This is a genomic window from Thalassovita taeanensis, assembly GCF_900110775.1.
Classification (GTDB): Bacteria; Pseudomonadota; Alphaproteobacteria; order Rhodobacterales; family Rhodobacteraceae; genus Litorimicrobium; species Litorimicrobium taeanense.
Genome location: NZ_FOEP01000027.1, coordinates 1 through 11571, shown reverse-complemented (window position 1 = coordinate 11571; position 11571 = coordinate 1). Strand labels below are relative to the sequence as shown.

General features: G+C 54.6%; 11 protein-coding genes and 1 pseudogene. 4 read left to right on the top strand and 8 right to left on the bottom strand.

Annotated elements, in window-relative coordinates:
• A partial coding sequence (locus tag BSF79_RS19245; protein ID WP_139246503.1) for an IS5 family transposase occupies positions 1 to 429 on the top strand: 429 nt, incomplete at its 5' end.
• A 339-nt stretch (positions 430 to 768) separates the two neighbouring features.
• Here BSF79_RS19245 and BSF79_RS19240 read toward each other — a convergent pair.
• The 5 genes from BSF79_RS19240 to BSF79_RS19220 all read right to left on the bottom strand — a co-directional run bounded on the left by BSF79_RS19240 (position 769) and on the right by BSF79_RS19220 (position 5926).
• Complete coding sequence (locus tag BSF79_RS19240) at positions 769 to 1455, bottom strand: IS6 family transposase (RefSeq protein ID WP_090271441.1); 687 nt, start codon at positions 1453 to 1455, stop codon at positions 769 to 771.
• Between the two features lie 203 nt (positions 1456 to 1658).
• A complete protein-coding gene (locus tag BSF79_RS19235) occupies positions 1659 to 2861 on the bottom strand; it encodes a CaiB/BaiF CoA transferase family protein (protein WP_090271437.1) in 1203 nt (400 codons plus the stop codon).
• A 91-nt stretch (positions 2862 to 2952) separates the two neighbouring features.
• A complete protein-coding gene (locus BSF79_RS19230; protein WP_245776460.1) occupies positions 2953 to 3864 on the bottom strand; it encodes a Bug family tripartite tricarboxylate transporter substrate binding protein in 912 nt (303 codons plus the stop codon).
• 69 nt (positions 3865 to 3933) lie between these two features.
• A complete protein-coding gene (locus tag BSF79_RS19225) occupies positions 3934 to 5469 on the bottom strand; it encodes a tripartite tricarboxylate transporter permease (protein WP_090271435.1) in 1536 nt (511 codons plus the stop codon).
• 7 nt (positions 5470 to 5476) lie between these two features.
• On the bottom strand, positions 5477 to 5926 hold the full coding sequence (locus BSF79_RS19220) for a tripartite tricarboxylate transporter TctB family protein (RefSeq protein ID WP_175545388.1): 450 nt from the start codon (positions 5924 to 5926) through the stop codon (positions 5477 to 5479).
• A gap of 201 nt (positions 5927 to 6127) precedes the next feature.
• Here BSF79_RS19220 and BSF79_RS19215 point away from each other — a divergent pair, with 201 nt between their 5' ends.
• Together BSF79_RS19215 and BSF79_RS20340 are read left to right on the top strand one after the other, a co-directional pair.
• Positions 6128 to 7036, top strand: coding sequence for a LysR family transcriptional regulator (locus tag BSF79_RS19215; RefSeq protein WP_175545387.1), 909 nt, complete (start codon positions 6128 to 6130; stop codon positions 7034 to 7036).
• Positions 7037 to 7824: 788 nt separating this feature from the next.
• Positions 7825 to 7938 (top strand): annotated as a pseudogene (locus BSF79_RS20340) (IS6 family transposase); the annotation flags it as partial.
• A gap of 71 nt (positions 7939 to 8009) precedes the next feature.
• Here the strand turns inward: BSF79_RS20340 and BSF79_RS19205 are convergent.
• From BSF79_RS19205 to BSF79_RS20155, 3 genes are all read right to left on the bottom strand, one after another.
• Positions 8010 to 8867, bottom strand: coding sequence for a glycosyltransferase (locus BSF79_RS19205; protein ID WP_090271431.1), 858 nt, complete (start codon positions 8865 to 8867; stop codon positions 8010 to 8012).
• Positions 8868 to 8949: 82 nt separating this feature from the next.
• Positions 8950 to 9792, bottom strand: coding sequence for a hypothetical protein (locus BSF79_RS19200; protein ID WP_090271439.1), 843 nt, complete (start codon positions 9790 to 9792; stop codon positions 8950 to 8952).
• A 235-nt stretch (positions 9793 to 10027) separates the two neighbouring features.
• Positions 10028 to 10675 carry a hypothetical protein gene (locus tag BSF79_RS20155; RefSeq protein WP_425443249.1) on the bottom strand — a complete coding sequence of 216 codons (648 nt, stop codon included), beginning with the start codon at positions 10673 to 10675 and terminating at the stop codon, positions 10028 to 10030.
• Between the two features lie 146 nt (positions 10676 to 10821).
• On the opposite strand from BSF79_RS20155, the gene BSF79_RS19190 reads away from it, so the two are divergent.
• Positions 10822 to 11529 carry an IS6 family transposase gene (locus BSF79_RS19190; protein ID WP_090271430.1) on the top strand — a complete coding sequence of 236 codons (708 nt, stop codon included), beginning with the start codon at positions 10822 to 10824 and terminating at the stop codon, positions 11527 to 11529.
• The last annotated feature ends 42 nt before the right edge of the window (positions 11530 to 11571 follow it).

Here is an 11571-nt window from a genome sequence, read left to right as displayed (position 1 = left end):
GGGGGGCGTGGTCGCCTGATTGGTCGCACCAAGGGCGGCATGAACACAAAGCTGCACGCCATCTGCGACAGCCACGGCCGCCCGCTGAACCTGTTCGTCACGGCTGGTCAGGTCAGTGATTATATTGGCGCACGGGCGTTGGTCGGCAGTCTGCCGCAGGTCGATTGGCTACTCGGTGACCGCGGATATGACGCCGACTGGTTCAGAGAAGCGTTGCAAGACAAGGGGATACGCCCTTGCATACCGGGCCGAAAGCAACGCAAGACAACAATCAAATACGACAAACGTCGATACAAGCGCCGCAATCGGATCGAGATCATGTTTGGCAGGCTGAAAGATTGGCGGCGTGTGGCAACCCGCTATGACCGATGCCCGAAGGTCTTCCTATCAGCCATCGCCCTTGCTGCACTCGTCATTTATTGGCTATGAGTCCTGACCCTAAACCGAATGACCGGACTTGGCCGACCACGCTTCGAACGCACCGCCTGAATTCCGTCTCGGGTGGGGCGCGTTCCGAGCTCCACAGCATCCGTGCAACAGCGCCCTTTAAAGGGTAGTGTCGCAAAGTATTAACGCCCAGTTGCTCTTCTCGACAGCGGCGTTCATGGAGCGACCTTTCGACATCCCATTCAAGGTTTAAGCGATTGGTCAGTTTCAAAGGCGCACACCACCCGAAATCTGTGATCCTGGACGCGGTCTATTTCTATGTTCGGTTTGGGCATTGCCAAGTTGTTTCGGATTAATTTTAGAAAGCCACTTCAGTTGATTTCAAGCCACCATCTCAGCGGCATAGTCTGTCCAGAGGCAAAAAACATCTACCCGAGCATGGAGATAGGATATGACAGTGATGCTGTAGCGACGCGGTCGGAAGATGTTGTTAATCTGGTCGTGTGCGGTAAGGAAACGTTGTGCTTGTCTGGGCGACTTGAACCGGCCCATGATTTTCTCCCGTCGTCGCGTCGGCGTGTGACTGCCTTCAGTCTTGTTGTTGAGACCTTTGTGGTGATGGGCAGTCGGCGTGATGTAGCTACGCAGCTTGTCTGTGATGACAACCCTTGGCTTGCCAAATTGCGCGATCAGCTTTGCCATGAAACGCTTGGCAGCTTTCGCATTTCGGCGCGTTTGGACAAGAATATCGAGCGTATCACCGTTGGCGTCGACAGCACGCCAGAGCCAATGCGTCATGCCGTTGATCGGAATCACAACCTCGTCGAGGTGCCATTTGTCGTTCGGCCACGGCCGGTCACGGCGTATGCACGCGGCGAAATGCGCTCCAAACCGATTGACCCAGCCGCGTATTGTTTCTCGGCTGACCATCACGCCACGTTCGGCAAGCAGATATTCAACATCCGCCGTACTCAGCGCAAAACGATGGTACGCCCAGACCGCGTAGGCAATGACTTCACGGGGGTGGCGAAAGCCCTTCAGACGCGGCATTGAAGTCGGTATTTCCACGCGACGCCCTGTATCTAATTCAGAACAATCAAACAACTTGGCAATGCCCGGCATCATGTTCGGGGCCGTTTTGGGCGATTAATCTGTTGCGGTCACGATCCTGTGTTGGATCAGGGGCATCAGCCAACTGGGACTGTTCATGATCGACAGGAGGGTGGTGTCCGGCAATACGGCCAGTTACCCCCGCGAAAACGGGCATCGCATTAAATCACATTGGCCGTCCGCAATGCGTCTAGCTTTGCTTGTGAATATCCTGCCGCCCGCAGTACCGTTTCAGTGTCTGCACCAAGCAGTTGGGGCACCAGATCAGACGTGCTGTTTTCGCCATTGACCTTAAAGCTCATGGTCGGGATATGGATTGGCCCTTCGTGGCCTTCGACGTGGATCTCTCTGGTCAGTCCCCGCACAGAGACCTGCGGCTCAGCCAACATTTCATCCAAACTGCGAATGCGCCCTGCGGGAACAGCCGCCTTTGCAAGAGTATCTTCCCAAAAGGTGGCTGGTTTTGATAGAAAAGTCTGCTCCAGCGTTTCGCGCAGGCTTTTCCAGTTCGCGTGCCGTTCGGCTACATGCGCCCATCGGGCATCTTGCAGAATGTCCTCTCGACCGATGGCACTACACATATTTCGAAATTGAACGTCGTGGTTGGCAGCCAGCATCAGAACGCCATCAGAGGTGTCAAACGCGCCTGACGAAGGGCTGGCGCTCCACGCTTCGTTTCCGTTCTGGACGGGCTTCCAGCCGGTAGTCAGATGGGTGCTCATCAAAGATGCCATAAGTGCCATCGCGGTATCCAGCATGGCCACATCGACCTGCACGGCGGTCTCGGTCCGCTCGACCTCGCGCAGGGCCGCCAGGATCGCCATGGCTGCGTTCATGCCCGTCGCATAGTCGATGTAAGGCGCGCCGACCTTGACGGGGCCATCGCCGGGTTTACCGGTGGTCAGCATGATGCCACACATGCCTTGAATCACATGGTCATAGGCCGGTCGGTTGCTAAGCGGGCCATCCTGTCCGAATGCCGAGATGGAACAATAGACCAGTTTCGGGTTGATCTCGCGCAGCGTTTCGAACCCCAGCCCGAGGCGGTCCGCAACGCCAGGTTTGAAATTCTCGACAAACACATCTGCATCCGTTAGCAACTGACGCGCAATTTCCAACCCGTCGGGCGACTTCAGGTCAAGCGTGACAGACTTTTTACCTGCGTTATGCCCCAAAAAACCCAACGCCATGCGCCGATCTGCCAGCCCCGGCAAAGGTCCACCCGTCCGAGTCCAGTCGCCTTCTCCGGGCTTTTCGATCTTGATGACTTCGGCGCCCATCATGGCAAGCTGATAAGTGGCATAGGGCCCAGCCAGAATCTGGCTAAGGTCAATGACGCGGATGCCTTTAAGTGGCTGGAACATGGTCTGCTTCACCTTGGGAACAATGAAAGGAAGTTGAAGTTGCGGCTTGGGAAGGTTGTTCACCCAAGCCGCGGGCGCTGAGGCGCGCCGGCTACTTGGGTTCGATACCGGCGTTTTCAAAAATTGTCTGGTTCTGCTTGTAACTTTCGCGAACCTCGTCGGCGGCGGCATCCAAATCCATGTAAAGGATCGGAATGTTTGCCGCAGACACGACTTTCGCAAAATCCGCGTCAGTTTCAGCCGCCTGCAACGCCGTGCTCAACGTCTCAAGCGCGGCGCGCGGGGTGTTTTTGGGCAGGATCAGCGTGGTCCGAGAGTCCATGCCCAGCGGATACCCCGCCTCGTTGATGGTTTCGACATCGGGGGCCGAGGGTTGGCGGAATGTAGTCAGCGCGACAATGGATTTCAGCTCATCGGGGTATTTGTAGTGAATGCCTCCCGACAAGACCAAGGCCACCTGCTTGCCCAGAAGCGCGTTCATCATGTCGCCACCCCCCTTGAGCGGCACGATGTTCACATCCAGCCCTTCTTGTTCGGCGATGACTTCCATGATCATCCGTGCCGTCGGGCTAAGCGCCCCATAGCTGAAACCGGGATTTTCTTTCGCCCATGCGACAAATTCCGCAAGCGTTTCGTAGGGCGCATCTTTCTGCGTCGCCAGCGACACTTGATAGGCGGTAATCATGCCTGCGTATTCAAAATCGTCGGGTTTGAAGTTCACCCGCTTCATCATGAAAGGCTCTGTGTTGATCACGCTGTTCGAGTGGAACAGGATCGTGTAGCCGTCTGGTTTTGCTTTCTGAAGCTCGTGTGCCGCCAGAATACCACCACCGCCGGGTTTGTTGACGACGTTGACCGGAACACCAAGCTGGCCGGATAGAACCTTGGCGACGCCACGCGCCACCAGATCAGTCTGCCCACCTGCCTTATATCCCACAAGCATAGTGAGCGGGCGATCTGGATAACCCTCGGCATGGGCCGTGTTCAGCCCGGCCAACGCCATCAATGCCACGGCTACGGCCCTTAAGAACATTCTTCGTTTGGGTGCGTACATCTGTCTTCCTCCCAGTTTTCAGATTTGCGATTGCTTTGTTGTGGGTCCTGCCAGCGCCGTTTTTTGCGCAGCATGGCGGTTGTTGGATCGGTTGATCCAGACGACCGTTAGAATGGTCAGCACTGCAAAGAGGATGGCGATGGGATGCGCAGGCAACCGCATAACATCATGGTCCAGAATTTGCAGAGACTGGCGAAAGGTCAGCTCAAGATTGGGGCCAATGACGAAGCCAATCAAAAAGGTGACAAACGAGAAATCCAGCTTGCGCGCGAAAAAGCCCAACAGCGCAAAACCAAGCATCAGATAGATCGAAAAAAGCGTGTTCGTGTCCATGTAGGCACCGACGCAGCACAAAAACAGCACAGCCGGAATGATCAGCCTGATCGGCACGTGGATGACCTGTGCGAAAATGCGTTGGCCGGTGTAGCCGACAATCAGCAGGATCAGGCTGGCGCACAACATCGCTGCATACAGATCGGCCACCATTTGCGGCTGCTCTACAAACATCATCGGTCCCGGTGTCAGCCCGTGCAGCACTAGCGCCGAAATCAAGATGGCGGCAACCACACTACCTGGAATACCCAGCGCGAACAGCGGCACGAAACTTGCAGGCACAACCGCGTTGTCCGCGCTTTCGGCTGCCGCCACGCCTTCAATCATGCCGGTACCGAATTTTTCAGGCGCCTTCGACGCCCGCTGCGTCGCGCCGTAGGACAGAAACGAACCAACGCTGGCCCCCAGCCCCGGAAGGATACCGACCACCGACCCTATCAGCGTGCCGCGCCCGATCACTGGCAGGCATCGACGCCATTCGGCTAGCGTGACCCGTCGGTCGTCCGGCGAGGCGCTTTCCTTGATCTTTTCTGCTTCACTGTCGATCTTGCGAGCATTTCCGGCCTGAATGACCATTTCGGAAATCGCCAGCATCCCGATCGCCATCGGGATCAAAGATATGCCATCGTCCAGTTCCAGCAGGCCAAAGGTCATCCGCGGGATAAAGGTTTCCGTTTCGATCCCGATGGTCGCAAAAAAGACGCCAAAGGCCGCAGCAATCAGCCCTTTGAGCATAGAGCGGCCGGCAAGCCCGCCGATGAACGTCAATGAGAACAGCAATATGGCACACAGTTCGACCGGCCCGATCAACAAGGCATAGCGCGCCAGCGGTGCGGCCAAAGCGATCAGAACCAATGTGGACAGAAAGTCACCGATGACCGAGGCAAATAATCCCATTTTCAACGCCTTTTGGGCCTTGCCCTGCCGCGCCAACGGATAGCCATCGAGGGCCGTGGGGGCCGAGGAAGGTTCGCCTGGGGTGTTCAGAAGAATGGCCGACACCGCACTGCCCGCAGCACTGCCTTTGGCGATCCCGATCAGCAAGGCAATGGCCGCCACCGGTTGAAGGTAGAATGTCATGGGGATCGCCACGGCCACGCCCGTAGCCTTGCCCAGCCCCGGCAATGCGCCAAGCACGTAGCCCAGCGTTACACCGACTGTCACCCAGAACAATGTGACCGGCGTCAGGACATTTTGAAAACCGACAAGAAGATGTTCCATTCCCCGATCACACGATCGCAGTGCCGAGCACTTTGTAGAAAAGCACCCAGATCGCCAGCAGCAAACCTGCGGGCATCAAAGTCAAGATCAAAGGCCTGCGTTCGCCCAGAAAGATGAGTGTGCCCGCAACCAGAACCACCCCTGCACCAAGCGGCGTGCCGAGCCAGAACAACACCAGCGCGACGGCAAAGACTGTGGAAATTTTCAGCAAGGCCATCATCTCGCTGCGTGAAAATACGATTTCAGGAAGCGACGTCGGCTTTTGCGTCTGGCGCAGGGTTTTTACGATCAGCAGCGCCGACAACCCGACAACGACGATCATCGCCAGGTTGGGGACCAGCCGTGGCGAGACATATCCCTCTGGTGCCTGCTCGATTTGCATCGGGATCACAAATGCCAGCATCATCAGCCCAAAGACCGCCAGCACCACGCCCGAAATAAGGTCTGCCCGTTCCATAAATGTCCTCCCGTTTGACAGACAGCGTGACCGGCTTACCGGTGTCGCGTTTGTCTGTTTTGCCAGCACCACCTCCATGGCTGCCGACGCTCCCCTGTTTCAGGGGTAACGAAGGCCAGTTGAAAGGAGTAGCCGAAAGATTCTTGAATGTGATAGATATTTCTTATGTCTATTTCTGCCCCTCATCTTGACCGACTTCGTTTGCGCCAGCTTCGCTTGCTTGAGCTGATCGACACCCATCGGTCTTTGCGCGCTGTGGGCGAGGTTCTGAACCTAACCCAACCGGCTGTCTCGCAGATGCTAAAGGACCTTGAGTTTGCATTCGGTGTAACGCTGGTCGACCGGTCTGTCCGTGGCGCAACACTCAGTCCGCTGGGACAGGTGGCTCTGCAACGGGCGCGCACGGGGTTGGCCATATTTGACAACCTTGCAGCGGATTTGCACGCCGATCTGCCAACGGTTGTTCGCGTTGGGACCAATCCGGCGGTGATGCTTGAGCTGGTTCCTTCGGCCTTGCGTCAGATGAACGCACATCGCGCTAACATCCGCTTTCGGATCGAGGCAGGAACAGTCGGCAACATGATGTCCCGTCTGCTAAAGGGCGATCTGGATTGCTATGTCGGGCGCGTCGACTGGACGGCAACTCCCGACCAAATGGCCGAAACGTTGCGGTATGAGCCTTTGACCGAAACCGGTCTGGTGGTGGCATGTTCAACCGATCACCCGCTTGCGGGCCGGTCCAGCGTCTCGGCGGTAGAACTGACGCAATGGCCTTGGGCATTGCCGTCGGGCGATACAAACAACCGCAGCAGCATTGAAACGGCTTTTCGCAACTGTGGCGTGACGGCACCGGCGCCGGTTGTAGAAGTTTCGGCCGATCCCACGTCACTTTTGCGGCTGGCCGAAAATATTGAGCTTCTGATCTGCCTGCCAAAAATCGTTCTGGAAACGCACGCTGCCGAGGGAAAAATTGTACCTCTTACAACCCCCGACCTTGATTTTCTGCCAATCCAGACCTGCTTTGTCAGCCTACGAGAAAACGAAAGCCTGCAATCGTTACAGATGCTGCGCGAAGCATTGCTGCACGTCTGTACGAAAATCCCGAGCTAATAATGCAGAGCCCTGCCTTTTGCCATATCACCAATATCCTTGCATTTTTTCGGCACGACCTATCCTTTTTCCCAAGGCATCTGAATTTCAAGACCATGAATGGATTACTTTCAGAACCATGCTTCGTGTCGAGCATGTTCCTTTTACTATCCAAGCCGAAGACAGAAACTGCCCGTCTTCAAGCTTCTTGCGGATGCACTACGACACAGGGGGCGAAGGCGTGCGTTGAACGGCAAAACAAGAGACGTTCCCACGAGCGATGAAGAGCCGCGATGCGGAAAATATGTGCCTGCGCTGGAAGCTGTGGTCAATGTCCGCAGTGGCTCGTTAAGAACGTTTACGCCCTTAAATTCGCAAAAGATCATCTCTCTGCGTCATTTACGCTGATCTTCTTTTCGGCTGTGTACAAATATCGGTCCGCAGTGAAAATTTTTCTTGCTCGATCAGTCAATCCGTACTTCGCGGCATATTCCGCCAGCGCCTCTTCAAGTTCTTGGATCCTGTTTCGAGTGACTTGAGGGCAGCTCATTCTCATATGATAGTAAACTCCTTCTGCACTAGCATCCCACGATTGCAAATTGATCTTATAGTCAAAATAGTTAACAAATGTTTAAGCCTATACCAGAAATTTGGTGGCGGCATCGCGTACGTGCTGAAGTGGCCCGGCAAAATTGACCTGCGTGCTAAGATGTATCCAACCTTGATGACAGGATACACGAATAACCAAGAGACGCAGTTTTTCGGACAAGTTTAAGGCCACGGTAGCGTTTGAGTCGCTGCGTGGTAAAAATTCGGTCGTAGCCACTCTAGCTGGCATCGAAATCGCTCACATGATCTGTAAAGGGAAATTCGACCGGTCAGGAAAGTCTGGCTTCGAGAAATTCGCTGAGCTCGCTGGATAGTTGTGTCCAGTCTACGCGACATTCTCAGCCCTTTACGAAATTTGCGACACTACCAAACGGCGACATGTGGATCATATTTTCTCGATGTCGATTAGAAAGCGCTGTTTAAGAAACTTTAACACACGCTCCTCCGGCATATGTCTAATGCTTTTTTTAAGTTTCTTGAAATTCACCGAACTGTCATTGTCGCCGTGGACTCCCCGCACAAACATAATCGGTTTAGCCTCGGACAGTGAAGTGTTTCCGGTCCAGAACCTCGTGTGCCGATAGCTCATGATACTAAGGGGAGAGTTTGGCAAACAAAAATAAACCTGCGCAGGCGTCCAATGAGGAACAACAATTTCACGCGCGGTAGCTCGTGGGCCCTTAACATCGAGTAAAAAGCCACGACAGAAATCCAGCTCAACCCGCTTTTGCGATCGAACAAGAGGCCATATTTCCATTGCAATTGTTCTAGTCCGCTCGACAAAATCAACGGCTACCGCATCATCATCATCCAACCGGAACTCCGCAATAAGATCACTTTGTGCGTCGCGCATTGACGTAAGGATTTCTAAACATATTTCCTTATGCCCGCTCCCTTCAGGTTTTCGCACGAGATGCACCTGCTGGATATCTCCCGTCAAAGCTTCCAGCTTTTCTTGGTATTTGGAGGGTAAGTTCTCTCCAATAAGGATGGCGAGGGCGAAATCCTTGTCGGATTGCCCTCTGATGGCTGGCAGGGTTATCTGTTCGAACAGATGAATTCGCTGGTCAAGACGCTCATGTGCGTAAAGTACCTCTTGAAGCTCCTGCAACGTGGAAGCGCTATGATTGAACGCTTCAATATTTGCTGGATATGAAAATCTTGTGATCCCAACCACCTGAAGCCTAATGTCACTTCCATAGATTCCTTCGGCCTTAGTCACTTCTTGTAATTCCTTATCCATGTAAATCGCGAGCTTGTCAGCTTTTTACACCGAGTTTGCAACTTACAACCAGAGTGAACCTGAGGTGCCCCTAGTTATGACCTTACCTAGAAATCTCCCCCGCCAACACAGCCCTACCATGCACAGCCAGCGTTGCAGAGAACCTTTGACATCCGAACCGGCGGGTCACGTCTAGCACCCGAGCTTCGTAGGCCGCCTGTCCGATGATGCTACACAGATCCGATGCGTGGAACTGGCGGTTTGCAATTGGCGCACCCTGGATCTGATCCAGTAATTCACGCTCATTTGGATCAACTACCCGCTTTGGCGCTGGAGTGGGCTCCGAGCGTGGTGCGGTTCCGGGCGCGGTACGCCATCGGCGCATGAAACCAAGCAAGAAACCTGCAGGAACCCTGCCGTTGCCTCGCGCCCGGTTGAACGCGAGGAAGCGATCCCAGATCACTTGCGTGTCGACGTACCAGCAGGGCAGGGCGGTCTTCGCTGCCTTGATCAAATTTGCCCAACAGGTCTGAAAAACGTTCGAGTTTGCGGTGACTTCAATCAGACCTGAGAACATAGTTTTGTTATTATTATCTCTAGATAGTGATATGTCGCCCTCGCCTGACACAAGATTATGGGTTTTCTCCTCTTCATCAAAGGCTGAGAACCGGAAGAGCCAAGGGGCAAATTTGCCATTGGTTTTTTGGCGTTTCAAATGCAGTTCGGACGCTTCGAGTTCGCTCAAAAGGACGGTCAGATACTGGCGCGAGACGCCCATCTTCTCTGCCAAGACAGACAGGGTGAAGGCGGCTGTCCCGCGTGACAACCCGTTGTAGCCCTCCTTCCAGGCGATACCATCGAGGATGAGAGTGGCAAGTTTGTGAGCGGATACGGAAAGATCAGTCTGCGTAATACGTCGTAGTATCAAGCCGGTTGTGGGTTCCATGGTCGGGATCTCCTGAGAAGCCGACACCATGCCGCAAGCGAACAACATTCTTGCCAGCAAAACAACTTTGCTGGCTGCAGAAGTTCGGACAATGCGCTAGAAATTCGTGTAAATGGATTTTTCTAGCGCGACGTCAGGCTTAACGGTCTGGCGTCGTTACCTTTTCTGGGTTGATTGCACAGCCTTCGGTGCAGGGGTTTGTGAGAGTCGCTCAGAAAACCTGGCGCTTGGATCGTCAGTAGTGGACTTCTTCGGAATCGTAGTTCCCGGCGTGATCACGCCAGTCGACGAAGACAGACCGGAAGACGTAGCTTTCGCATCCGTTCGGAATGGTCAGTTGAGACGCGGCCGGCACTTGGGCCACGTTGGACCTTGTCCAGTGATAGTCACCTTGGAGACGGTAGGATCCCAGACGCGTCGAGTCGCTTCGATCGCAGTCCCCGTCAGGGATCTGACGTTGGCTGAACTGGATATGATAGATGCGGATGCTCCGCACAAAACTGAAGGCGTCACCCGAGATGTCGATATCCGCTTGATCATCGGCTTGAACGCGAACCAGGGGCAGAGGAGCCGTTTCCTGCTGGATCAAGGGCTGATCACGGAACACGATGTCATCGAGCCGCTTCATAGGTGACAACGGCGTAGACTCGTTGAAAGACGCCCCCATCGGGCAACGCCAGATCTGCAACGGCGGCTCGATCGGCCAGGGGGTGATCCGGCGAATGAAAACTGCCCGCGCGTGCGCGCAAGGTGCGGATGCAGGCCATCCCCCAGCAAGGCACAGGAGTATCGCGCAGTCGACCTGATAGGCTTGGGCAGGGGCGGCTGAGCCCACTAGACCGGTTATGCTGATTGTTACGGCGGCTGCCACGCTATGGACCATGTGCTTCATGATACCGACTCCATCTATAACGGTGTATTGATACGAAACAACATAAATGATAGCAAGGGAATTTTCTTGTGGCGGGCCGCAGCGGACTGTTGCATTAATCGCCGGGTTTGGCCAAGTTTAGGTTTTTGAGGTCGAAGATGCCGCGTACGTCACCGTTCAAGCATCACCGTTTTCCACGTGACATCATTTTGTGCGCCGTGCGTTGGTATCTGCGCTATCCGCTCTCCTATCAGGACGTCGTCGACCTGCTGGAAGAGCGCAGCATCGCGGTTGACCGATCCACAGTTTATCGGTGGGTGCAGAAGTTCGGCCCTGAACTGACCAAGCGGGCCGAGACGCACTTGCGCGGTGCGAGCCTAGACTGGCATGTGGACGAGACCTATATCCGCGTCGGTGGCAAGTGGCGTTATTTGTGGCGTGCTGTCGATGCAAATGGCCAAATGATTGACTTTCGCCTCACCGCGCGGCGCGATGCAAGAGCTGCTAAAGCCTTTCTCAACAAAGCGATTGAACGCGTGCGACTGCATCGCCCCGTCACGATATGTACCGACAAAGCCCCGACCTACCGACGTGTTATTCGCGAGATCAATCATCGATACGACCCACATTTCGACAGTATTCGGCATATCGACAAGAAACGGCGAAACAACTTGATCGAGAGCGACCACGCAGCCATGAAGCGGCTACTTGGATACCGTCAGAGCTTTCGATCTTTACGAAGTGCGAAAGCAACCCTCAGCGGGATCGAGACAATGCGCATCATCAAACGCGGACATATCCACAACAGACAACCAGGCGTCAGGGGCGAAATCCAGTTCATGAATGAGCTGTTTGAAGCCGGGTGATCCAACACACTTTTTTGACCAACATGCGACCTGAGAAAATTA